This window comes from uncultured Dokdonia sp. (assembly GCF_947492535.1).
Classification (GTDB): Bacteria; Bacteroidota; Bacteroidia; order Flavobacteriales; family Flavobacteriaceae; genus Dokdonia.
Map to the genome: position 1 here is coordinate 219,172 of NZ_CANLNH010000006.1, position 25,021 is coordinate 244,192.

The following is a 25,021-nucleotide window of genomic DNA, read 5'->3' on the forward strand; positions in this document are numbered from 1 at the left end:
CGAAGTAGAATATGGCATACACGGCTGATTTTCTTGAAGGACATATAGTACATGTCCCCACAATACATGCTATTGAAGAAGAAAAGTTTCGAAGTATGTCATTCCAAATGGACGATTTTTATGTAGACTATATCAATTATAGTGTATTTCATAATCCATTCAGGAAATTTCCATACTATACAGCATCAAATATTGATGGTAGGTTATTTAAAGATATAACAAGAGATGAACTTTTCTCTAGTGGTGATACTTGGAAAAAAGATACTCGTATCCCAAAAGAATTCCAATTAGGAAAAGAACTCTATGGAGCGAGTCATAGTGATTTTGATAGAGGCCATCTTACAAAACGACAAGATGTACAATGGGGAAAAAGTAAACATACAGCAAAAAAAGCAGCGATTGCTACCTTTTATTATACAAATGCTATTCCGCAGGTAGATCGTTTAAATAGAGGTGTCTGGAAACGTATAGAAGATTATATTTTACACCATGAAACTGTAAAACAGTCACTAAAAATCTCATTAATCACTGGGCCATTACTGCTGGATAAAGATCCAAAGTTTGTGACAAAAATAGGAGGGGAGACTGTACAAATTCCAACCTTATTTTTTAAAGTAGTGTATTATTTACGTGAAGGAGCGTTATATAGAACTGGCTTCTTGACGAGTCAGAAGCAACTATTATACAAGCGTAAGATTGTAGAACCCCTCTTACGAGGTGATGTTTTAGAATCTTCAGATGTCTTTCAAAATTTTAAAGATGCCGAAACCTATCAAGTACGTGTTTCTTTTATAGAAGCTCTAGGGAATTTAAAATTTACAGAAGCAAAAGAGGTATTTATTGAGGATACTCCTGAAGCACTAATTTTGGATGAGATTGATATACAGCCTGAGTCTACAGAAGTAATGACAAGAAGTCGTTCAGGAAGAAGAACAAAATCTAAGACCAATTTGAAACTATAAGGTTTATTATAAATTATATACGCTTTCGCGAAATCGATCTTATGAGACCTGCCTGCCGGCAGGCAGGTTCACGACCATAGGGAGAGCGAAGCGATAAAGCGTATACAGTACTATATGTATTAACTAACTATGAATGAAACTAACAATATATTAGAATTACTGGATTTGTTATACCAACGATTTGATTCCTTTCAAACGTTATGGACTATTTACAGCACTGTCGTTTTTGGAATTCTTGCGGCATTAATTTCGTTCCCAAAACATCTCAACTCTAAAGTAACTAGAGTGATACTTATTGTAGGTTTTTCTATGTTTACTCTTGCAAATACAGGAGCTTTATTAGGTGTTCAAGAAGATAGAATAGATTTGTTATCAGAGTTGAAAACACAAAAAGAATGTGGCCCTTTAGAATTAATAACACCCATTTCTTATTTTAAGAAAAAAGAATCTAAAGATGGACCACATGGTATAAATAGTCTTATTTGTGAAAAAAGATTACAATCAAAGTCTTTAATTGGGCTTTTTCATATTCTTCAAGATTTATTGATTATTCTATTAATATGGATTTTACCTAAAAGTCTAGTTCGCATACAGTTATTTAAGAGTGTTTCTAACCTTAAAATAAAAATTAGAGGTTCAGATCTGCCAAATCCAGTGATAAGTTGGGATCAAGAAAATCGTATTTGGGTACTTGAAGAAAGCGTTCATGTGGGTATTAAAGTAAAAGAGCTACCAACTCCTTATACATTACAGATTCCAGAAAAATTTCATTTTGATTTAGCTACAATACCACGTTTTTTATGGGGGTTAATAGCACCTTTCGAACTCTCTATTATAGCTCCTTTAGTACATGACTTTTTATATATAAAGAAGGGAAGATTCTTTATAGACGAAAATCAATTAATTAAAAGTGAGCAAACAGAGACGCCACTATACATAAGTCGTTTAGAAACAGATCGAATATTCTTGGATCATATGAAACAAGAAGGTATAGGAACATTTAAACGGTATTCTTGTTATTATGGTGTTCGGTGGTTTGGAGGATTCTTTTGGAAAGAAAAGAATTTATAATTACTCTTTTATTTCATCCAAAGCCGCTTTAAACTCATCCCAGCTCACTTCTGTATCACCATCTTTACTGTATCCTTCTATGAGTTTAGACGCTACAAAACCTCTTATAAAACCTGATATTTCTGCTTTTTTAAGAAGTTTTACAATTTCCTTTTTACTCAATTTTCCATTTCCATCTTTATCAAAAAAGGCAAATGCTGCTTCTGGGTTATTAAAATCTTCAGTAATAAGCGTTTGTAATTTACCTAAGATCATATCTTTTGTAGCCATAATGGGGTGTTTTAATAGTTAGTATTTAAAAATAAAGAAAATATTTCTATTGTAATTAAGGAATGAATATTTGATTACTAGTCTCTTTATTACTTATTCACCACCAACTGCTGTCCTATACGTAATGTACTCGTCTTTTTAATCGAATTCTCTTTGCAAATGGCTGTTATAGAAGTGTGATGTCGATTTGCAATTTTAGAAAGTGTATCTCCTTTTTTGACAATATAAATCTTCTTTTGCTTTTCTTCATTTTGAAGAGCTTCCGCCTCAGACGTAGCAATGATAATAGTACTTTGTTTTTTTGAACTATGCAAATACGGTGTCACCCAGCGTCTGGTGACCCATAGTTCTTGACTACGGATTTTATTTTCTTCTGTAAATTCAAATAAATATTCAGGATTGATATACACTCCTCGATAGCTTACAATCAGATGTAAATGACTCCCTCTTGAATTCCCTGTATTACCACCTTTACCAATAATGGTTCCTTTAGTGACGGTGTCATTTACCTTTACGATCTGTTTAGAAAGATGTGCATATACAGTCTCTAAACCATTAGCATGTCTTACAACAACCGTTTTGCCAAGTCCTTGAAATGTGCGTACAGCACGTACTTTTCCATCAAACATGGCCATAACATCATCACCCGTAACCAAATCGATATCAATTCCTTTATGAGCTCTTCGATTACGCCATCCATAACGAGAAGTCACTACTTTTTTACGAGTGATTGGAGAGGTATATACACTATCTGAAAATGAAATTTCAAAGGGATATGTTTGTCTGTAATCCTTATATGGGTTAAACGTAGTTGCATCCCAGTTTTCTGTCATATAAACTTGAGATAAACTATCCTTTTTATGTTTCGTAATAATCATGTCAAGTCGTTCAGAAAAAGAGATAGAATCTAATCTAACAATACTTAAATCTATAATTTGGCTATACCCTTGGAAAGCAACGAAGAAAGTAATTAAAAAAAAGAAACGTTTCATAAAATAATTAAAATAGGGATGTATGTATATGTAGTTACTTAACTACATACGTAACGTCAATTAGTATGGATTATGTATAATTTTTTATTTTTCTAAATAGTCAAGTGGGTTTATTGACTTTTTATGGAGTCGTAACTCATAATGAAGGTGCGGTCCTGTTGAATTTCCTGTCATACCTACATATCCAATCACATCACCTTTTTTAACAGATTGCCCATAGTGAGCATTAAAATCTTTTAAATGTGCATACCAAGTCTCATAGCCATCATCATGTTTGATTTTTAGTAAATTACCCCATGCGCCCACTTCTTTAGATAGGAAAACAGTACCATCTGCGGTAGCGATAATAGGAGTACCAAGCTCTGCTCTAATATCGATACCAGTGTGTACTTTAAGCTTTTTCGTTTTTGGATCTTTGATTTTTGCATCAAAAAATGCTGTGATCTGTTGTTTTGAAACACCATCTATAGGAAAAGCAAATGTAGGGTTGGTAATAGACGGAAGAGTAGGAGTAGCTAATTGAATTGTAGGATACGATGTCATTTCAATAACATCGTTTAGGAGTGTACTATTAGTCGTTGGTTTTGTAAAAGCAACGACTACCAAGGCACATACAGGGAGTATCAACAGATACGTGAGCTTTAATCGATAATGTGAGGTGTTTTTAGTCATCATTTGGATTCGTTTTTTGAGAATGGGTGTTTGAAAATAGCTATAAAGGTGATTAGGCTTGGTTATCGTTAAGCTTTGCGCGATTAATTGTAAATAGTCTGACGTCTTAACATCACTTGCAAGTACATACTGGTCTGCTTGATATTCGTGAATTGATTTTAATGATTTTCTGAATAGATATATCAACGGATTCCACCAAAAGAAAATGATATATACTTCTGTAAGAAAAAGATCTATGGTATGACGTAATTGGATATGTGCTTTTTCATGCATAATCACTAATGTGTCATACTCCTTTCCTTTAGGCACAAAAATCCAATGAAAATAAGAGAAAACATCAGAAACCGGTGATTCATACACATGATACGTATCTTTCTTTATAAGAACAGATTGCTTTTTAATACGATATAAACGATAGATACTTAAAGAAAAACGGAGCAAACAAATACCAACACCTATCAAATACAGTACACTACCTATAGCTATATAATTTATAGAAGTTGAATTTTCTGTAGTCGTAGTATGTATCGCTACAGAAGTAGGAGTTGTTATGGTCGTTATATGTTCAAATAATTGCGGGATTTCTTCTATAGGGTGCTCCGTAATAGGCGGTAGAATGTATATAAGCAACGGAAGTACTAACGAAATAGGGAGTAGTAATACCAATACATACCTATTTAACGCATGAAACGTAAACTTACGAAACACGACTTGATACACTAAAAAGAGTATCGAAAAGATAAGCATCACCTGGAAAAGATATACAAACATTATTATTGACCTTTTTCTTTTAAACGTTCTATCTTTTCTTCAATCATACGTTTCATTTTTTCCAATTCGGTCAGATTCATATCTTCTTCTTCTGTAAAGGATAAAGCAAATTTGCTCACAGAACCGCTAAAGAAATTACCTATCACATCTTTTATATGCCTTTTAAAATAAGCCTCTTTAGCAATCGTAGGGGAGTACTGTCTAATTTTCCCAAAAGTGTCATACTGTAGAAAATTCTTTTTTACCAAGACACGTACTACTGTTGATATTGTGGTGTATGCGGGTCTTGGTTCAGGAAAAGCATCTACAATATCTTTAAGAAACGCTTTTTCCAATTTCCATACATATTGCATGACCTGTTCTTCAGCTTTTGTGAGTTCTTTCATACTGCAAATATATAAATTATTTTAGTTTATGACTATATTTATAGTCATATTACTATTTTTATAGTTACAAATTACACAACTCACTATTAATAAGGTATTTAACCTATGTTTCTTAAATATAAAGTATATATAGAAAGCGGTTATTTCTTTATACGCTTTCGCGAAAGCGCATATAACTTCCATAAATACAGATGTAGTAACCATACATTATAAAGGTAGTATACCCAAAATGCATATGTCTAAAGAAACGAGGACTTAGCCTACGTAATAATTAATCTATAAGAGGAATACTCATTTCAAAATCAAATAGATTTTTACAATCATATTTCGTTTTTATAGTACGCAGTTTTTCTAGTTTCTCCTGATAGTAGATTTCTAAAAGTTGTAATCGTCCTTCAAGAGTTTCTGGATGTGGTACAAGTAATTGATCTATAAAATTGATAAATGCACCTTCTATGTGTGGTAATAAGCTCTTTCTAAAATCTACCACCCATTGTACATAGGCTTTATTACGATCTACATTAGTAAAAGCATTCCCTGCATCATCCCACCAACATTGAATTTGTAATAAATAAGGTTTCTTAGGAAATGCAAAAACACGCTGATCTGTATTTTCTGTAACTGCTCCTCCTAAGCAATGAAAACTCATATATCTATTAACATCTACATAAAAGCACGTACGTCCTAAATAGTTGTAAATCGCTTCTACAAGTTGGTGATGTTCTGCTTCTGTAGTTGCTTTTGGAAACCCTGAAGTCACTTTATGTGGATGCGGTCTATCACATGTAGAAGAAGGTGCATCGGGTAGCACACGATAGTCACGATCACCACAGGTACTATCAGAAGTAGTAACAATAGATACTGTAGGGTTTACAAAATCTGAAATGACGCTTTGATGCTTTGAAAGTAATAGTTCCTTGTTTTGTTGTGTACTTGCGACTCTTTTTGTGACTTGATGATGGTATTTTTCTTGTAAGGAAACAAAACCTGATTCTTCTGGAATAAGATCGCCAAAATTGGTTCGTAACAAAGAGAGTAATGCTTCTTTAGAACCATAAAAAAGACCTCCCATACGTGTATGTACAGCACTCACATGACCTTCAGGAAGATGTAATTCTTCAGGATCTGCCACCATCATACCACAAGCTGTAGACAAATTAGTATCTAATTTAGTAAGGTCAGCATGAAGAACTGTCCATATTTTCATTGCGTTGACAGCACGTTCTCCATCTTTCCACAACAAAGAGAATGACGTAGTTACATTTCCTAGAGAAGATAATTTAAAACGAAAACGTGTCACTACACCAAAATTTCCACCACCACCACCTTTAAGTGCCCAAAATAAGTCAGGCATGTTGATAGGAGAAGGATATGCAATAGTTCCGTCTGCAAGTACCATCTCACATTCAAGTACAGAATCACATGTCATTCCGTATTTTCGAATAGAAAGGCCCCAACCACCACCTTGTGTGAGTCCGCCTACATTTACAGATTGACACCCGCCTCCAGGTATTATCTGACCTCGTTTTTCCAACTCTTCATATACTTTTCCTAATTGTTTGCCAACTGGAATCCAAGCATGATCACGATCTAGATATTCAATGGTATCCATTTCTGACAAATCAATAATAACCACCCCATTTCCAGAACTCATCCCTTCATGTTGATGTCCTCCAGATCGCACTCTAAACGGCACTTTAGTATTACGACAAAAATGAATACAAAACTGTACATGACTTGCAGTACGGCAATAGGCAATACTCGTAGGCATATGGCCAAATCGAGTATTAGAAATTACACGTGCATACTGATACAATGGATTTCCTATTGAAATAATTTTAAGATCATTTGGAGCTGTATTTACAAAATCTTCTATGTGATTTTTCATAAGGTACTTTTGAAATGGTTAATACTTCTGTAAGATATAAAATGTAATTATTTCTTAAACAGAATCTTATACAAAAACTATAATGTCAAATTCTTTTTTAAAAGTTTCCGCTTTCGCGAAAGCGTATACAACAGATATACCTTTATTTTTGCAGCTAATTATAGTTAAAGACCATCCATGAGAATTGTTAGCTTTTTACTTTTATGCTGTATTACTTCGTTTAGTAGTATTGGACAATCGTTATTTCAAAATAACGGAGGTACACTATCTGAACGCTGGTTGATTCATAATGATAGTACAAAACTGTTTAAAATTATTCCTTACAAACCTGTATATATCTTATTTGCAAATTATACAACAGCAATTAATAACCTTCCTGTAAGTGATAATCCTTTAAACTCAGTAACGACAGCTACAAAATTTTCAAATACAGAACTTAAATTTCAGTTGAGTTTTAAATCTAGAGCCGTCAAAAATCTATTTGGAGATAAGATAGGAGGAGACCTATGGATAGGCTATACACAATCATCACGATGGCAATTATATAGCGCAAATATTTCTAGACCTTTTAGAGAAACAAACTATGAACCTGAACTTATGCTTATTTTTCATACTCCGTATAAATTATTTGGTTTTGAAGGCGTATTAAGTGGTATAGGTATTAACCATGAAAGTAACGGAAGATCAAATCCCTTTTCTAGAAGTTGGAATCGAGTGATATTACAATTTGGATGGGAACGCCCTTCTTGGAGTATTATAGTAAGACCTTGGTGGCGTTTACCAGAAGACCCTATTGAAGATAATAATCCCGGTATAGAAGATTATGTTGGGCGTGCAGAATTACTTAGTATGTTTTCAAAAGGCAGACATACTATGAGGCTTCTAGCAAAACATTCATTACGTACTGGAAATAGGAATAGAGGCAGTGTGAGACTTGATTATGCCTTTCAATTATTAGATAACTTACAATTACAAGCCCAAGTATTTCATGGGTATGGAGAAAATTTAATAGATTTTAATCATAAACAAACTACGTTTGGTTTGGGTATTTCATTATTACATTGGTAGTAAACTTGATACGATATCTAAATTAAAAGGATTATATGTGTTTTTGACCTATCCTTTCATTTTGATTCATATTCTGATTAGTAACTAAATAAGACATCAAATGGGGGTAAGCAAAGCCTATACATAGGCTTTGCTTTTTTTCTTTAAAAAGTAAAATCTGGCTAAAGCAATATACTTTAACCAGATTTAATAATTGCTATAAAATGGTACTCATCATGATATAGCGGTTTCTGGTTTATGCAAACTCACGACAATAAGTACAGCAGCCCCATTAATTAAATAATAGTACATATCTATTCCTTCAAACGATAAAACGAAAGGAGCTAGAAGAAATACCACAGCCACCGCAAAATCTACAATTAAGTGCATCTTATACGATACAACTTTAAATGCACCTAAATGGTGGTCTGTTAATAAGGTTAAAACAAATGCTGCAATTCCAGTTGCTACAGAAAGTTGAAGGGCTAAAGGATTAGAACTCCCCAAACCTAATAAGAAAGGGAGTGCTATTAGTGCAATAGCCACAGGATAATCTAAAAATGCGTGTATTCTTTTTGTTACTAATTTCATGTCTTTTTGTGTTTTTATTAATAATTAAACTTGAGTACTTTAATAATACACTGCAAAGATGCAAGCATTGCTACAGCATGTTGCTACAAGAAAATCCTTAAAAATTGTACTTTTTTAAAACAAGTGATTTTTCAAGCATAAAAAAGTGTCAAAAAAGTGTAAAAGAAGTGTCAATCACTACAAAAAGTCAAGAATTTACAGGTTATTTGCAGCTAGATATGAGAAGAAGAAAATATGGCTATCTTGGAGCTGCTGCAATTGTATTCATTTGCATGCTCTGGCTTTTTTTTATCCCAGATCATAAGGAGATACATTTTTCAGAGAGAGTAAAAATCTCTTTGCGCGATGTTGGTAACCAATTACTACTCGAACATCAAGATAGTACCTCTTTAGTATTACCTGTAATCGAGATAGATAGATTAAATTATGAAGTGTCATTTGAGCGCCCTTTATCTATCACTCCAAATACGATTGTTACCATTGTAAAAGAAGCATTTAAAAGGGCAGAACTTCCTGGGCAATACCTCGTCGAAGTGATTCAATGTAAAGATCAAGAAGTTGCCTATAGTTATAGTATTTTAAATGATGTAGAAAGAGATATTGTTCCTTGTGCTAGTAGGGTTTTACCAGAAAATTGTTTTACAATCAAAACACAATTTATAGAAAATCCACCGCCTGTTTTAAGTAGAGATATGCTTTTAGTATTGTTGTTTACACTCTTTAGTATACTTATGATTCTTGCGTATTGGGATCGTTTATTTATACGCTTTCGCGAAAGCGTACCCAGCAACACCTACAATACGAGTACTACACATACAGCTATTGGAATTTTTAAGTTTTACCCAGAACAAAATAAATTGGTAAAAGAGGCTATAGAAATTGGACTTTCAAAGAAAGAATGTGAGTTGTTAGCCATTTTTGTATCACAGCCCAATCAAGTGATTAAACGAGACGAACTTACCAAGAGAGTTTGGGAGGATAATGGAGTGATTGTAGGAAGAAGCTTAGATACCTATATCTCAAAACTCCGAAAAAAGCTTAAAGACGATACCTCTATAAAAATTACCAATCTACATGGAGTAGGGTATAAGCTGGAGGTGAATCAATAATGATTTCTTTCTTTAATGTTAATAATCAAAGAAAGAAATCATCAAATACATCTTTTAAAAATATAACTCGGCTTTAAATTCAATAGCATCAGAGATTGCCTTATCCTTTGCTTTGTTATTATAGGTAATTCCCCATCGTGTACGATCAATTTTAAAATGTGCTTTCATCGTATTTTTAATTCCGTCGATATCTGCATAAAATTTGATATTTTGTGTGATCCCTTTAATGGTGAGATCTGCATATATTTCATGAGTATTGGTATTCGAAAAATATTCAATAGAAGTAATGATAAGTTTGGCTTCAGGAAACTTGTAGACATCAAAAAAGTCGGGATCTTTTAAATGTTCAATAGGTCCTTCATGATTACTATTAGGTACATTATCTATTGATTGCATATCTATGACAAAAGAACCTCCTGTGACTAGATCACCATTTGTAGCGAGTTCACCTCGTTTAAAATAGACCACACCATTGTGTTCACTTATATTAAAGGTATAAGAGCCTTTCCAGTGCAAGACACTTTTTTGAAGATCTAAGGCATGGGTAGTAGGATTGTAGTGTACTTGACTAGTAACTGTAGCACTAGTAAGGATCATAAGAATACTAAATAATTTTTGCATAATGATTTGATTTTGAAGTAAAACTAAATCGAGAGCCTTACAAAAATGTCAAAATGATGCAAAAGAAGTGTCAATAAGATGTAAAAGTTTACCCATAAAAGCAAAAATTGTGAAAATACATCGGGAATACTGTACAATACTTAAATTCCAAACAAACCTAAAACCCTTTTAAATACTGTAAAACAATACGTTATAAAAAAATAAACTGTCCAGTATTATAATCCTTTACCTCTAGCATTTGATTGATAAATACCTTTAAGCCATAACCATAAAATATAATTCTTATGAAAAATTTAATTGTTTTATTGGTGGTATTTATAAGTATGAATTCTTTTCATACAAATCCATCTATCGAAAATTGTTCAGATGCAGAAATTGAGGCTATTATCATTGAGAAATTTGAATCTTTAGAAAAGTTTGCCTTAGATGAAAAATCAAAAGAAGAACTTAATGTGATTAAAGAAATGATCCTCAATTCTGAGTATCGTTTTGCTGATTGTTTTTATGAGTGTTGGAATGAATTTGTAGCGTGTACTAACAATTCGTTACCAATTCATCAGTGTATGTCAGCATTTAGACAATGTCGTAGTGAATGCCCGATCTAAATACTACATGGTATTTTTAGAGAGATACCTTTTTATTGTTTATATGCATGAGTATGTATACAAAAGCGGTAAAAAGGTATCACTATGCTATAAACTATTAGTGAAAAACTTAACAGCCTCCTATACATTCCCATGTATTAGTGGTTGCCATAAAGACATACAAACCTTCGGAAGTAACATTGATAACTTGACCCGAAAGAGTAGTTGTAGCAGCTGTAACAAAAATGATAGCGCCATTTTGAGTAGCTGTATAGGTTTTTAATGCCAATTGATCTCCAGTTAATCTAGGAGGAAGGATACCATCTAGTCTTGTAACTACATCTGGTTGACCTACTACATCTAGAGTTGTTTGTGGATCAGTTGTACCAATACCAACATTTATTTCACCGTTTCCTATAATTACAGTATTTTGAATAGTTGCTTGAGTATTGGCTCCTAGAGCTACTGCATCTTGAGCAGTAGCAAATGCGTTTTCACCTATAGCAATACTCCTATCTTGAGTGACATTAGTAAATGCACCTATTGCTATACTTGATTCACCACCAGATTCTGCTTCATCTCCAAGAGCTAAAGCGCCATTACCTGTAGTCATAGCATTATCACCTATACTAACAGACCTTGCAGCTACAGATTGAGCATCAGAACCTATTGCTAATGCAGAATCATCATTTGCTACTGTATTTTCTCCTATTGCGATACTATTTCTTGCTGAAGCTTCTGAGTTAAATCCATATGCCACTGCCCGTAAATCACCAGCTTCTGCATTAGAACCAAAAGCAACAGATTCTTCACCACTAGCTATACTATTAAAACCTATGGCAACCCCTTCTTTATTATTTCCAGCTGCATTTTGACCTATCGCAATAGCGTTATTTCCATCACTTGTAGCGTTATTTCCAAAATGTAAAGCGTTATTTACTTTAATTCTTCCTACCTCAATATCAGAAACTTTAAAAACAAGATCTTCAGCATTTGTAGTTCCCAAAAAATCTCCATTTACTATTTCATTTCCTCTAAGCAACCAGCCATTATCCTCTGGTGAGATAGATACCCATATAGTACCATTCCAATAATAATAACCAACACCGTTCCCGTCAATAACCAAATTATTAATATTGTAAATTAAAAGACCATTAGCATTAGGATTAATACCATCAATAGATGCATTTGTTACATCGTCTAGCGATACCCGAGGACCTAGAAAACCTCTTGGGTTTAATGGATTTGAAAAGATATCCAATAAACTTGATGGATCTGGATCTGATGTTCCAATACCAACTTGTGAAAAAGTTGACTCAGAACATATTCCAAGTATAATTAAAAATAAAATAAATCTCATAGGGAAAAATTTATATATAATTTAAAAAGAAACTAAGATATAGAATTTCAAAAATACATTAACAAAACAACAATAGGGAAACAGAATAATCGACAAAATACATTATTCATCGTTAAAATGCAATTTTTACTAAAAATCATCTTAAATAAAAATTATTAGCATATAAAACCTAATGAAGATACTTAGGAGGTCGAGAGTAAATAAGAGATTACTTTTTTTTCATTCCAAAGAGAAAACTCAAAACCGTAAACGGATATATGATCCATCTATAAATTCCAACAATCACAATAAAAGAACTCGTCGCAAGTATAAAAAGCTTTACAGGAATACTCCAAGGCTGTTGTATAACATAATACCCAATAATAATAAGCACGGTTTGGTGTAATATATAAAACGGATAAATAGCTTCATTCAGTTTACTAAGCAACGTACTCGGTTTTGATAACCAAATCTGCCCGTATCCTAATAATGTACAGATTACACTCCAACTTACCAAAGCACTTACACCATACCAAATACTCCAACGTGTAGCAAGATCCCAATAAGAACTAGCCATATCATTTGGCATAAAATAATACGCATAAAACACTAGGGTAGAGAGAATCATAAGTAAGAAATTCACTTTCCGGTACTTTTTTAATGATTCCCAAACGGTAGGTATTCCTGAAAATAGGATTCCTACAACAAAGAAATATCCATAAAATAACGTAGAAGAAAGGTTTGTAATCACCTTATCATCTTCTGGATAATAGTGTTTTGATACAATCTTTATAATAATAAGTGGAATAACGAGTGCAAACATCCCAAACCGTTTTGAACAAAAAGCAGTTACTCTATGTGTAAACATATCTGCATAGCTAGATTTTATAAATAAAATAAGAGGAATACTCAACACAGATATATAAAATAGGTTTTCTATAAACCAAAGATGATTTATATTTATATCTATATGATCTAGAATATTCTTATAAAAATCGAAATAAGATGTATACGAAGTGATCTTCTCTATATACGTTTGCGGTGGTACAATGACAAATACGCCAAAAATTAATGGAATCAATAGCCGTGTAGCACGCTCCCTTATAAACTGAATCCAACTACGTTTTGAAAAGGCAAAAACAGTACCTATTCCAGAAATAAGAAACAATAAAGGAAGTCTAAATTGTTCAAAAAAGACCATCACATCGTCTAGTACTTTACTAGATTCTGAATTCATGATATGAAACCCATCTCCATTAAAGGGCATACCGATGTGATGTAAAAAAACAAGAAAGATGGAGATCACACGCCACCAATCTAAATCATAACGTCGTTGTGTTTTTTGCATAGTGCTCATTTGATTGATAGCGTAAAACTATGCCTTTTTGAAAGGCGTACCTACTAATTACAGGCGAATGGCGTTAGAATGTCGGGTTGTTGATAGCGCTTTTATAGCACTCTTAATCTTGTTGTATACGCTTTCGCGAAATCGAGCTTGCGAGGCCTATCGGTAGCCTGATTCAAGACTCTATTCGAGAGCGAAGCGATAAAGTGTATAAATTGACAATTTTAAGAATGATAAAAACTGAACTAACAATGATTATATTTGTAATACTAACGCCTTACATTTGGAATTCAGCAAAAACGTATTGTTCTTTTTTAGTGCCTTAGGGGCTTTCAATGGACTTTTTCTAAGTTTCTACTTTGGATTTTTAATAAAAAATAGGAGTAGGGCTACCTATTTTCTTGCCGCATTATTATTTGTAATTAGTGTACGTGTTACTAAGTCTGTTTTCTTAACTTTTTATCCAGGGACTTCTTCTGTATTTGTAAGTGTAGGACTTGCTGCCTGCTTCTTAATTGGTCCCTTTTTATATCTCTATACCAAAATTGCAATACACCCGCAGAAGGTGAAACAATGGAATTGGCTATTTCACATTATCCCTGTACTCATTTTTATGACGATTATTAGTAGTATATATCCTTATAGCGAATATAAACATCTCTGGTGGCGTAGACCTCCTAGAATATTTGGAGTGATCTTATGCACACAATGGACCCTTTACACCGGGGCAGCGATTTATCAAGCTAGAGACGCTTTTAAAACTCTTTTTAATAAACATAAAAAGATTACCACCCTAGATTTCTGGATTATAAATATCGTTATTGGTGGATTTATTATTTGGTTAGCCTACAATACAACAAGCTATACATCCTATATCGTTGGTGCGCTATCTTTTTCTTTTACATTTTACATCACCCTAGTTATCTGGATTATAAAACGTAGAAAAAGTACCCTTACTTTTTTAACACCCACGGTAAAATATGCTAATAAAAAAATTGATGATGACAAAGCATCTTCTATGGCTGAGCAACTAGATGTATTATTCCAACAACAAGAGATTCATCGAAATCCTAATTTAAAACTCTCTGATGTTGCGACCCAATTAGCCGTAACACCTCACGAACTCTCACAATATCTAAATGACAATGTGGGATTGAGTTTCTCAAATTATATTAATACACATCGTGTCAAAACAGCCACGCAGTTAATTCAAACGAATACGTTATTAACGCTCGAAGCTATAGGAAACGAATGTGGTTTTAAATCGAATTCATCTTTCTACACAGCATTCAAAAAAAACCAAGGAATGACGCCTTCTCAATTTAAAAAATCCCTTTCATAAGGTGTTTTTTTCTACAGAATTATAAATTCACAGATTATCATAGCATTTATACACTTGATTTTTAAAGGTTTCTTATAGATTCGTAGTTGAATCAATCTTTAAAAAAACGATCAATGAAAAATAGGTATGTACTATTGCTTTTCATGCTCTGTGTTCAAATAAGTTTTGCACAGACAGATAAAGAACAGATTAAAGAAACCCTTCTACATTATATAGAAGGAACTGCCAATGGAGCACCAGAACGAATTAAAAAAGCATTTCACAAAGATCTTAATCTCTATAGTGTTTCTAATGATACATTGAGTATCACCAACGGACAAAAATATATTAGCTACTTTAGAGAAGGTCAAAAACGAGAGAGAGTTGGCAAAATCATTTCAATAGATGTAGTGAATAATGCTGCCATCGCAAAAGTAGAAATTGATGTTCCTAGTAGAAACCGATTGTACACCGACTATATGATGCTTCTAAAGGTAAATGGACAATGGAAAATCATCCATAAATCATATACCTCCGAAAACTACTAAAACCATTCTCTATAATGAATTTAAAATCATCACTACAGTTCTTTAGTATCGTATTAGCATGTATAGGTATATCCTGTCAGGCACAAGAACATCAGGTAGATATAGTGAAACTAGAAACACAACTAGATTCTTTAATGAATACAAGGATGCAAGAGGAACATATTCCAGGGGCCGCATTTATTATTGTGAAAGATGGGAAAACACTATTGAAGAAAGGATATGGATATACCAGCTTAGGTGAAGAAATAAGACGGGTAGATCCTGATTCAACAATCTTTAGAATTGGTTCTGTGACCAAAACATTTACGGCTACAGCTTTATTACAATTAGTAGACCAACAGAAAGTTGATCTTCATACAGATGTAAATCAGTACTTAACTACGATAAAAGTTCCCGAAACTTATAAAAACCCTGTTACACCAGCACATTTAATCAATCACAGTGCAGGCTTTGATGAGTTAAGAGGACGCGTTGTCTATCAGGAAAGCCAATCGATTCCGTTAGGCGACTTTTTAAGTAATCGCCTTGTCCGTATCCGAGAACCTGGTATTATCTCTAGCTATTCCTCGTATGGAATAGCCTTGGCTGGACTTTTAGTAGAAAATGTAAGCGGACAACGTCTTGATGCGTTTATGAAAGAAACCATTTGGGAACCATTGGGCATGAATATGACCTCCATGTTTTTAAATGATCAGGTAGAAACCTATGCATCTTGGGGATATGAATATCGTAATGGAATTAATGTACCACAACCTTGGGAATACTATCATACCTATCCAGCATCAGAGATCAATAGCACGGTAACTGATATGGGAAAATACTTGAACATGCATTTAAGTAGTGGTGTATGGAATAATAAACGAATTTTAAGCGATGAGTTAGCACAACAAATGAAACAACCTCAATTACGGATACATCCTGAAGTCGAAGCATTTGCCTATGGTTTTTATGAAGAAGATGCTCAGGGTTTTAGAACCATTAGTCATGGAGGTGATATGCTTGGGTACGCATCTTATATGGCGATGGTACCCGAAGAACAGTTAGGTATATTTATCATTCATCACCATGAAGGCACTCGATTACGCTATGCCGTGATGGATTTGGTTTTATCCGCTTTCGCGAAAGCGAACACAGAAACACCACAACCTACACCAACCACACCAATAACCAGTGATCTTAGTCGTTTTGCAGGTCATTATATGTGGACTACGCATTGTCATACATGTGAGACGGGATGGAAACCCGATCGTGAAGAACTTATCGTAAATAATGATACTACCTTTACTATCATGAATCGAACCTATACCCAGGTAGCTCCTTTACTATTCAAAAGTACTGATGGTGCACGTACTATGGGCTTTGTAGAAAATAAAGAAGGAGAAATTATATATATGTGTACTGGCGGAAATAATATGTTTGAGAAGGTGAAATAAAATTGTAAGTAGCATCTGCTACTTCAAACCAATACGATAATTGCGTATTTGTAGCATTCATTTTAGTATTTAGTATGGTTTTGGTTTAATACCTTTTTTGTCTATAGCTAGCCAAAACATATGGTAAATATTGCTACTTTTTTATTTACCTCAAACAAAGAATAGAACATCATAACTACTATAAAAAGCCACTTTAACAAGTGGCTTTTTATAGGTTTTAATACAACGACCTCAGTATAGACCTCGTTATCATTGTACGTTCCAAAAGTATATTAAGGTTTAACTCCTTGTTGCGGTGTAATAGTGCTAGAACCTCCTTTATATAAAAATGAAAATCCGCTAGTCACAGGACTATTGCCCGGTTTCTCTGAAGGAGCTCCCACAATCAAGTCACATTTATTATCTCCATTAAAGTCTCCGGCAATAAGTGCATGACCAAATAAATCACCAGATTCATTAGCTCCTAGTCCTTTTTGATCAATTCCTTGCCAAGCTCTCAGACTTGAAGAACTTCCTTTAAAAAGCATTACAATACCAGATTTAGGATCACTAGAAGGTGCTTCCCCTGGAAGTCCAACCGCAAGATCATCTTTTCCATCGCCATTAAAATCTCCAGTCGTTAATGCAGCTCCAAACAAATCACCACGTTCATTAGTACCAAGACCTTTTTGGTCAATTCCTTGCCATGGTCTAAGTGCAGAACTACTTCCTTTAAATGTCATAACAAATCCAGATTTTGGATCTCTACCAGGAGCTTCACCCGGTAAACCAACGGCTAAATCATCTTTACCATCTCCGTTAAAATCTCCAGAAGTCAATGCTGCTCCAAATAGATCACCACGCTCATTAGTTCCTAATCCTTTTTGATCAATACTTTGCCAAGGTCTAAGCGAAGAACTACTTCCTTTAAACGTCATCACAAGTCCTGACTTTGGATCTCCACCAGGAGCCTCGCCTGGTAAACCAACGGCTAAATCATCTTTGCCATCTCCATTAAAATCTCCAGAAGTCAATGCTGCACCAAATTGATCACCACTTTCATTAGTTCCTAATCCTTTTTGGTCAATTCCTTGCCAAGGTCTAAGTGAAGAAGAACTTCCTTTAAATGTCATCACAAATCCAGATTTAGGATCTCTGCCAGGAGCTTCACCCGGTAAACCAACTGCTAAGTCATCTTTACCATCACCGTTAAAATCTCCTACAGCTAATGATGCTCCAAATAAATCACCATTTTCATTAGTACCAAGACCTTTTTGATCAATTCCTTGCCATGGTCTTAAATTACCAGCGGTACCTTTAAACGTCATGACAAATCCAGATTTTGGATCACTACCAGGTGCTTCGCCAGGTAAACCAATAGCTAAATCATCTTTACCATCACCATTAAAATCTCCAGCTGCAAGAGAAGCTCCAAAAAGATCTCCTTGTTCATTAGTACCCAAACCTCGTTGATCAAGTGTTTGTGCATAGATAGGAAATCCATTAGCACGTCCTTTATATATAAATACTCGCCCTTCATTATTAGCACTGTTTTTTGCACCGATGGCATAATCTTGATAGCCATCACCATTAAAATCTCCTATAGCAAATGCACTTCCAAATCCTTTAACGACTCCGTTGGTAGCACCATCAAATGTGTATCCACGATCGCTTTCCATTCCTAAATAAGCAGATTGTATTCTAAATATTTGCCCGTTCGAAAAACGTGTACGGCATACCTTAGGAGCATAACTCATTACATTACGAGGATCTGGAGTATAGAATTGATTATTTGCATCTCTCACGTTACCTGTATATGTACAAGAGCTATTTACACGGCCAGATAAGCTTGGGTCTGCAGCAGTATCACATATTAAATCTCCTGCCGAACTACAGTTACTTTGATTTACAAGTTCTGCGCCAGCAACAGTTTCATGGGTATGCCATAAGTCAAACCAATGACCAATTTCATGAGCTAGGGTAGAAGCATTTCTTGTATGACTATTTTTCATCAAAATATGTTGTTCATTGGCATTACTACTTGGAAAATTAGCCCAAGAAGTGCTTGAATTTTGGACAAAATAAATATTTAATTTACGTGCTACATTATTAGATGATACTGATAAACCAGCACGTTCTTCATCAAGACCATACGTTGTATTATATTTAGTGCTAGAGTCAATATATTTTACTTGATCAATAAAAAAGCGCATGTTAAGTGATTCATAAGTAATATTTGCACGATCTATGGAAGCTTGAATATCTGCTTCAGAAATACCGCCCGTTCCATTGCTTCTTCTTAAAATGTGTGCAACGATTGGAATGTTTCGTACAACACCCAAAAGCTCTCCACGTTGTGGACTTTTATTAGAAGACTTTTGTATTAATTGAAAATTATTGTTTTGAAATTGGATCTTTTCGACATTCTTAAGGTTTTCTATCGAATAGTTTTTGACAAACTGTAAACGTTTGTTAAAAACAGAGTTTGGATTTTTCCATGCGGTTACATGCTGTTGTGATGGTTGTGCCACACAGGATACTGTCTCTTGAGATTTAGCAATCCCAAAGAACAGAAAAAGTACAAGTGTTAGTAAAAAATTTGTTTTCATAATTAGTTATTTATTTTAGTGATTGTTTTTAGTAGTAGTAATACATTTTCTAGTTGTGTTGTGGTTGTACTAACATCTAATAGAAAGAAAGACTCGGTTTCAGTGTAGGAGATATATACTTTACCGCTTACATTTCTAAAAGAAGCTCCTGTATCTTCATAAGCAAGTACCAACTTCCCATCATCAAACTCTTTTAAGGTTTTAAATTGTAACCTTGGTTTGTTGATATATGCAGTCATTGGAATTTTGGGGCGGCCGCCTCCTTTTTCATAGGATACTACGATAGATTCATCTTTATTTCGAGTTTCGAAAAAATGAGTATCATCACCTGTCCCGCTATTGATTATAAATGATTGCGGTATAGTGATATTGAAATTTTCATGTATCGTAACCAATGAGTCCTTTTGAATACTTGATACTAAAGCACTTTTAGTAGCATGAGAACTACATTGTGTGTTTGCAAAAACTATTGAAATACAGAATAGTACACTTAGAATAAGCTTCATAATATATTTTATTGATGATGCAAAACTACTAGCGACATTCTTTAATTAGGACAATAGTATGCCTAGATTTTATTAGGGCAAATACCCTTTTTAAAAGAAGTTATTTAAAGGAAAGAAATAGGTGATGAACCCAAGATAAAATTGAAACAACAATTTATAGTAATATAGCTTATAATTTCTGTTGATTTTTCAGAAGTACTATTTTTCATCTGTAGATAACTCATTTAACAGGTGTTTTAACATTGAAATACTTTTCTCATACACCTATTTTTAAATGCATCAATTATTTAAAATAGAAACATATGAGATTTATAGAAATGCTGTTACTCCTTATAGTGACAGTTTTGTTTTTTATCAAACGCCCACTCCTTAAAAAAATTCAAAAGAAACCGCTTCTAATTATTTTAGTATGCATTTTAGTAATTCACCTATCATTTGAAGGGTGGCGATGGCAAATGATTCCCACATATCTATTAGTTAGTATTTTACTATGGAGAATATATAGCTTAAGACATATTGAACTTCCAAAACTCACGTTTGTAAGACTTGTTGGATTTATAGTTGTTATTTTTTTACTAGTCCCAAGTTGGATATTACCTAGTATACTCCCTGTATTTTCATTACCAGAACCTACAGGTAAATATCAAGTAGGAACTCATCTTATTCATCTAGAAACAAACATGGATGAGCCTATCACAAAAGATCAAACCGATAAAAGAGAATTTATGGTGAAAGTTTGGTATCCTGCAAGTTCTATTACTTCGGCAAAACAAGAGCCTTATTTAGATATTACAAATCGAACGAATTTTATTCTAAAATATGGAGGCGGTATCTTACCGCCAGCTTCCATGGATTATTTAGATCATGTAAAAACCCATGTATATCAAAATGCTCCAATTGTAGATGATACCTTCCCTGTATTACTATTTTCACATGGCTATGGTTCAAATGCATCTGGGTATTATGCCTTACTCACAGAAATTGCTAGTCATGGCTATATCATTATCAACATGAATCATACGTATGAAAGCTTAGGGGCTGTATTTCCAGATGGTTCTGAAAAGCATTTTGATTATGAATTTCAAGCTATTGATGGTGCTGATGCTATGAAGCATATCACTCCGATAAAAGAGGCATTTGAACAAAAACTTTCTTATGACGAACGCCATGCTATGATTAGAGAAGCCTCTAAAGAATATAATGTAACCCATATGGTAAAGAGATGGACCAAAGACATGATATACACCCTAGACCAATTAGAAGACTGGAATAAAAATGGCTTTTTAAAAAACAGACTGGATCTCGAAAAAATTGGTGTTTTTGGGCACTCTAGAGGTGGAGGCGCTGCAGGACAGCTCACTATAAAAGATACTCGAATAAAAGCTGCAGCAAATATTGATGGTGTCCAATGGGGCGAAATGATGGATACCATATATCACAAACCCTTTTTATATATTTCGGCCGATTGGCCAGCAGATCATCATGATATCAATGCACATACGTATAAGCATAAAAGTACTGACTACTTTTATGAAAGCAAGTTACTCACTGCTGCACATCCTAATTTTATGGATATTCCATTAATGATCCCAGTAAGAAGTCTTGCACAAACAGGAGAAATTGATACTGAATTAGGAATTAAAATAACAAATGATCTTATCATTTCATTTTTTGATCGGCATTTAAAAGGAGATCAAAACTCTAACCCTACACAAGTATCAGATCGTTATAATTTGTTAGAAATGACAGTATATAAAAATGGAAAGAAATTCTAATATAAAACATTAAAGAGAGGTTATAATGTTGTATAACCTCTCTTTAAATACTAAAACAATACTATCTATTCCTCCTCATCTGTTACAGGAACTGAGTTTTTAACCGCTGTAAATTTCTCTAAACGTTCTAGTTCATTTTCTTCACCAGAAAAATAAGGGAATACATCCATCACAGGAGATTCTGCTATAGCAGGAATGGTATATTCTCCCAGAGTGTCTTTCATGACACTCTCTGTATTTTCATAGGCCTCTTTTACATCATTTGCCTGTACTAATAGGTATTGATTGGTTTTACGTTCTTTACCACTTTCTTCATCAAAAGCAATTAAAGACACTTTAGATTTAAACCATCTATCCGAATTTTCAAAAGGATGTATTTCTGCATAATTAGCTACTTTAATATTGGTAATAGTAATTTCATCACTATCACTTAAATACACAGACATTTCTTCTGTAATTCTACTTTCTGCTTCAGTATAAGAAATAGCATCTACTAAGAAAGGTTCTGTCTTTACCTTTTGCATTCCAGATGCTTCATCCATTTTTCTATATTTCACTTTACACTCGTACCAAGTTACGCTCATATCTTTTTGTTTTTAAGGGTGCCAAATATAGGATTTCGTGATAAGCAAAAAAGTCAAAATAGAGATAGATATTCACAATTTCAATAAAGAAGTTGTAGTCATTTTAGAACGAAGTAGTTATCCATTTTTACATACCTGAGTTGATTACTATTTAGTACGCTTTCGCGAAAGCATAGCTAGCAAAAACTAAATCCTCAAGACTATTTTAAAACCACTTTGCCTTTATGTCCTTGTATTTAGTTCTTCCGATAGGGATACGCTCACCATTTTTAAGCTCAGCTATATATTTGCTTCCAGATTCTACAATAATTTCGCTTACTTCGGACATCTTTGCCAAATAAGATTTGTGAATACGTTCAAAAGAAAATGCTAACAACTGTTCTAGTTTTTCTAGTGATTTATCGTGTAATTCTTTTTTTCCATCGATAAGAAAGAGTTCAGTATAAGCTCCCGCACCTTTTATATAAAGCACATCTTCAATAGGGATTAGTTGTATTCTACGTCTTTTTTTGACAGCTAGAAATTTAAGATCATTTGTATGGATCTTCTCTTTTCTAATGATTTTATGTAACGCTTTCTCTATTCGATCTCTGTTAAAAGGTTTAGGTACAAAATCTAGAACACCATATTCAAAAGCAGTAATTGCTTGATCCTTGTAGGCAGAAATAATGATTGTATGAAACGATTCAGAGACTGCTGTAGTGAGTAAGTCAAACCCACTGTCTCCGTTGAGATTCAAATCTAACAGCATTAGATCCAATGAGTTATTTTCAATAAAACTCAATGCTCCTGAGAGTGTATTAATATGAGTGAGTGATTGTAATGCATCACCTAGAATATCGCGTGTCATTCGCTCTATTCTTTTAGCGATTCTAGATTCGTCTTCAACGATTAAAATATTCATTTTTAAAAATATATTTTTATACTGTTTTTCCAACCGTGAGCTGTAGGTTCAGAAGTAAAATCCCATTGATCCTGATAACTTTCTGTAAGTCGAGCTTTAACATATTTCAATCCTGTGCCATCACCTTTATTATTTTTTTTCTCTTCCAATACATTAGCAAAAGTTAAAAATGTATAACATTTATAATCGATATTCGATTCAAAAATCAACTTAAACTGAATGCTGTTATCTTCTTGAGGCAAACCGTGTGTAATCCCATTTTCTAATAATGTATGTAGAATTCCAGGAGGTACTTTTTCTTCAAGATCAATACCTTCATCTTGCCAAGAATAATTGATTTCTTTCCGATACTCCATAATTTTAAGATGCGAACGACAAAGCGCTATTTCTTGTGAAATAGGGATTAATGTTTGATTCTCAATTTGATTGAAAAGATCAAACTCTTTAGCCAAAGCTTCTATAAACAAAACACCTTTTTTAGGTGATTCTTCTATCCAATCTATCAATGAAGTTAAGGTGTTCATTAAAAAATGAGGTTGAATATTCTTTTTAAGTAATTCAAGACGCAACCGTGTAGATTGAACTAAAGAGTTTTCATAAGCCAATCGTTCTTCTTTTATTTTAAGAGAAACTAAATAGAACATACCCAGAAGAATAAGACTAAAACCTGCAAATAAACTTTTATTAAAAGGGGTGACAGCCGCTATAAGTACAGATAGTATAAGAGTTAAGAGCACAAGAAGAGCACCTTTTCTTTTTTTATAAACTCCAAACACAACAATACAAACAGAAAACACCCACATACTTAACGCCATATCATTATTTGTTAATTCAATAATATGCCTTGCTTGGAAAATGTACACTAATAAGCCTGAATAAATGATAAACAATAATTTTCGTTTTGGGAAAGGAAATTGTATAGAAAAATAGAACGGAATTAAAAATGAAATACTAACCATTAAAACACCTATGATCTGTAATCGTATAACGTGCATACTATAATGAATAGCCACATAAGCTTTAATAAACTCTGTCAATATCAAAGCAAAAAAAAGAAAACAGCTGATACTAAAAATCAATGTTGCATACTCTTTTTTATTGCTTAGAAAAAGAAAGAAAAAATAGATAGAAGCAATAAGAAAAGCGCCAGCAAAGAGATGCATATAAGAAGTTTCAATAAGGCGATTTGCTAATAGGTCATCATAATGATCTATGTTCAATGTAGCTATTCTTATATGGTCTGGAAAATAATAAAGACTTGATCGTATCGCCAGTACATGCGTTCCTTTTTTAGTAAGGTCAATTGGTATGTTATGAGTAGTCCACATTTTACCTACTTTACCAAGTATAGCTTCTTGTCCTGGGTTTCCATTTTCACCAATCAATACGCCGTCCCAAAAAACTTCATATTCTCCATATACATGTAGATATATACCATAAGGCCTTAATGAATCTGAGTCTTCGAAAATATCAATTTTAGTTCTGGACCAAAACACTTCGCCATCTGGCACATATCTTAGTATTGGTTTCCAATTTTGATCCTTAAACTCTTTAGTAGCCCATTCTTGTTGATCGCCTATTTTGAATACGCTTGTGTATTTATTATAAAAACTAGGTTTCTGAGAACACGAAACTGTAAGTAGCGTGAAGCAGATACATAGGAAATATAATAAAGTTCTCAACTTCATTTTGATTTGGTTTTACAAATGCAAAC

At 33.6% G+C, this 25,021-nt stretch carries 23 protein-coding genes; 9 read left to right on the plus strand and 14 right to left on the minus strand.

The features are described 5' to 3' along the window. Window positions 1-11 precede the first annotated feature (11 nt). Both Q1A60_RS10495 and Q1A60_RS10500 read left to right on the plus strand, forming a co-directional pair. A complete protein-coding gene (locus Q1A60_RS10495; RefSeq protein ID WP_299764545.1) occupies window positions 12-962 on the plus strand; it encodes a DNA/RNA non-specific endonuclease in 951 nt (316 codons plus the stop codon). Between the two features lie 129 nt (window positions 963-1,091). Continuing rightward, window positions 1,092-2,033, plus strand: a complete 942-nt coding sequence (locus tag Q1A60_RS10500; protein WP_299764542.1) for a DUF1353 domain-containing protein — start codon at window positions 1,092-1,094, stop codon at window positions 2,031-2,033. Here the strand turns inward: Q1A60_RS10500 and Q1A60_RS10505 are convergent, their stop codons facing one another. The 5 genes from Q1A60_RS10505 to Q1A60_RS10525 form a co-directional block, all read right to left on the minus strand. Further along, complete coding sequence (locus Q1A60_RS10505; protein ID WP_299764540.1) at window positions 2,034-2,303, minus strand: EF-hand domain-containing protein; 270 nt, start codon at window positions 2,301-2,303, stop codon at window positions 2,034-2,036. An 89-nt stretch (window positions 2,304-2,392) separates the two neighbouring features. Next, complete coding sequence (locus Q1A60_RS10510; RefSeq protein ID WP_299764538.1) at window positions 2,393-3,295, minus strand: M23 family metallopeptidase; 903 nt, start codon at window positions 3,293-3,295, stop codon at window positions 2,393-2,395. A gap of 84 nt (window positions 3,296-3,379) precedes the next feature. After that, entirely contained in the window at window positions 3,380-4,738 is a 1,359-nt protein-coding gene (locus Q1A60_RS10515; protein ID WP_299764536.1) for a M23/M56 family metallopeptidase, read from the minus strand. Between the two features lie 2 nt (window positions 4,739-4,740). Next, window positions 4,741-5,124 carry a BlaI/MecI/CopY family transcriptional regulator gene (locus Q1A60_RS10520; protein WP_299764534.1) on the minus strand — a complete coding sequence of 128 codons (384 nt, stop codon included), beginning with the start codon at window positions 5,122-5,124 and terminating at the stop codon, window positions 4,741-4,743. A 271-nt stretch (window positions 5,125-5,395) separates the two neighbouring features. Beyond that, window positions 5,396-7,012, minus strand: coding sequence for an FAD-dependent oxidoreductase (locus tag Q1A60_RS10525; protein ID WP_299764532.1), 1,617 nt, complete (start codon window positions 7,010-7,012; stop codon window positions 5,396-5,398). A 177-nt stretch (window positions 7,013-7,189) separates the two neighbouring features. Between Q1A60_RS10525 and Q1A60_RS10530 the strand changes: the two genes are divergently transcribed. Continuing rightward, window positions 7,190-8,080 carry a phospholipase A gene (locus Q1A60_RS10530; protein ID WP_299764530.1) on the plus strand — a complete coding sequence of 297 codons (891 nt, stop codon included), beginning with the start codon at window positions 7,190-7,192 and terminating at the stop codon, window positions 8,078-8,080. 213 nt (window positions 8,081-8,293) lie between these two features. Here the strand turns inward: Q1A60_RS10530 and Q1A60_RS10535 are convergent, their stop codons facing one another. Beyond that, complete coding sequence (locus Q1A60_RS10535; RefSeq protein WP_299764528.1) at window positions 8,294-8,650, minus strand: hypothetical protein; 357 nt, start codon at window positions 8,648-8,650, stop codon at window positions 8,294-8,296. Window positions 8,651-8,817: 167 nt separating this feature from the next. Between Q1A60_RS10535 and Q1A60_RS10540 the strand changes: the two genes are divergently transcribed. Next, window positions 8,818-9,759 (plus strand): winged helix-turn-helix domain-containing protein, encoded by a 942-nt coding sequence (locus Q1A60_RS10540; RefSeq protein WP_299764526.1) that lies wholly within the window; start codon window positions 8,818-8,820, stop codon window positions 9,757-9,759. A gap of 54 nt (window positions 9,760-9,813) precedes the next feature. On the opposite strand, the gene Q1A60_RS10545 is transcribed toward Q1A60_RS10540, so the two are convergent. Further along, the gene (locus Q1A60_RS10545) at window positions 9,814-10,380 is read right to left on the minus strand and encodes a YceI family protein (protein ID WP_299764524.1); all 567 of its coding nucleotides are present in this window, start codon (window positions 10,378-10,380) and stop codon (window positions 9,814-9,816) included. Between the two features lie 284 nt (window positions 10,381-10,664). Between Q1A60_RS10545 and Q1A60_RS10550 the strand changes: the two genes are divergently transcribed. Continuing rightward, a complete protein-coding gene (locus tag Q1A60_RS10550) occupies window positions 10,665-10,985 on the plus strand; it encodes a DUF2704 domain-containing protein (RefSeq protein WP_299764522.1) in 321 nt (106 codons plus the stop codon). A gap of 109 nt (window positions 10,986-11,094) precedes the next feature. Here the strand turns inward: Q1A60_RS10550 and Q1A60_RS10555 are convergent, their stop codons facing one another. Together Q1A60_RS10555 and Q1A60_RS10560 are read right to left on the minus strand one after the other, a co-directional pair. Beyond that, window positions 11,095-12,324 carry a hypothetical protein gene (locus Q1A60_RS10555; RefSeq protein ID WP_299764521.1) on the minus strand — a complete coding sequence of 410 codons (1,230 nt, stop codon included), beginning with the start codon at window positions 12,322-12,324 and terminating at the stop codon, window positions 11,095-11,097. 208 nt (window positions 12,325-12,532) lie between these two features. After that, a complete protein-coding gene (locus Q1A60_RS10560) occupies window positions 12,533-13,651 on the minus strand; it encodes an acyltransferase family protein (RefSeq protein ID WP_299764519.1) in 1,119 nt (372 codons plus the stop codon). A gap of 280 nt (window positions 13,652-13,931) precedes the next feature. Between Q1A60_RS10560 and Q1A60_RS10565 the strand changes: the two genes are divergently transcribed. The 3 genes from Q1A60_RS10565 (at window position 13,932) to Q1A60_RS10575 (ending at window position 16,950) form a co-directional block, all read left to right on the plus strand. Continuing rightward, a complete protein-coding gene (locus Q1A60_RS10565) occupies window positions 13,932-14,990 on the plus strand; it encodes a helix-turn-helix domain-containing protein (RefSeq protein ID WP_299764517.1) in 1,059 nt (352 codons plus the stop codon). Window positions 14,991-15,103: 113 nt separating this feature from the next. Continuing rightward, the gene (locus Q1A60_RS10570) at window positions 15,104-15,517 is read left to right on the plus strand and encodes a nuclear transport factor 2 family protein (RefSeq protein ID WP_299764514.1); all 414 of its coding nucleotides are present in this window, start codon (window positions 15,104-15,106) and stop codon (window positions 15,515-15,517) included. A 14-nt stretch (window positions 15,518-15,531) separates the two neighbouring features. Next, window positions 15,532-16,950 carry a serine hydrolase domain-containing protein gene (locus Q1A60_RS10575; protein WP_299764512.1) on the plus strand — a complete coding sequence of 473 codons (1,419 nt, stop codon included), beginning with the start codon at window positions 15,532-15,534 and terminating at the stop codon, window positions 16,948-16,950. 272 nt (window positions 16,951-17,222) lie between these two features. Here the strand turns inward: Q1A60_RS10575 and Q1A60_RS10580 are convergent, their stop codons facing one another. Continuing rightward, a complete protein-coding gene (locus Q1A60_RS10580) occupies window positions 17,223-19,538 on the minus strand; it encodes an FG-GAP-like repeat-containing protein (RefSeq protein ID WP_299764510.1) in 2,316 nt (771 codons plus the stop codon). A 2-nt stretch (window positions 19,539-19,540) separates the two neighbouring features. After that, the gene (locus tag Q1A60_RS10585) at window positions 19,541-20,044 is read right to left on the minus strand and encodes a hypothetical protein (RefSeq protein WP_299764508.1); all 504 of its coding nucleotides are present in this window, start codon (window positions 20,042-20,044) and stop codon (window positions 19,541-19,543) included. A 302-nt stretch (window positions 20,045-20,346) separates the two neighbouring features. Here Q1A60_RS10585 and Q1A60_RS10590 point away from each other — a divergent pair, with 302 nt between their 5' ends. Continuing rightward, window positions 20,347-21,819 carry a hypothetical protein gene (locus Q1A60_RS10590; RefSeq protein ID WP_299764506.1) on the plus strand — a complete coding sequence of 491 codons (1,473 nt, stop codon included), beginning with the start codon at window positions 20,347-20,349 and terminating at the stop codon, window positions 21,817-21,819. Between the two features lie 65 nt (window positions 21,820-21,884). Here Q1A60_RS10590 and Q1A60_RS10595 read toward each other — a convergent pair whose 3' ends face one another. The 3 genes from Q1A60_RS10595 to Q1A60_RS10605 form a co-directional block, all read right to left on the minus strand. Next, window positions 21,885-22,403, minus strand: coding sequence for a DUF4494 domain-containing protein (locus tag Q1A60_RS10595; protein ID WP_299764504.1), 519 nt, complete (start codon window positions 22,401-22,403; stop codon window positions 21,885-21,887). A 205-nt stretch (window positions 22,404-22,608) separates the two neighbouring features. Then, entirely contained in the window at window positions 22,609-23,307 is a 699-nt protein-coding gene (locus Q1A60_RS10600) for a LytTR family DNA-binding domain-containing protein (protein WP_299764502.1), read from the minus strand. Window positions 23,308-23,309: 2 nt separating this feature from the next. After that, on the minus strand, window positions 23,310-24,995 hold the full coding sequence (locus Q1A60_RS10605) for a histidine kinase (protein ID WP_299764500.1): 1,686 nt from the start codon (window positions 24,993-24,995) through the stop codon (window positions 23,310-23,312). Between the last annotated feature and the right edge of the window lie 26 nt (window positions 24,996-25,021).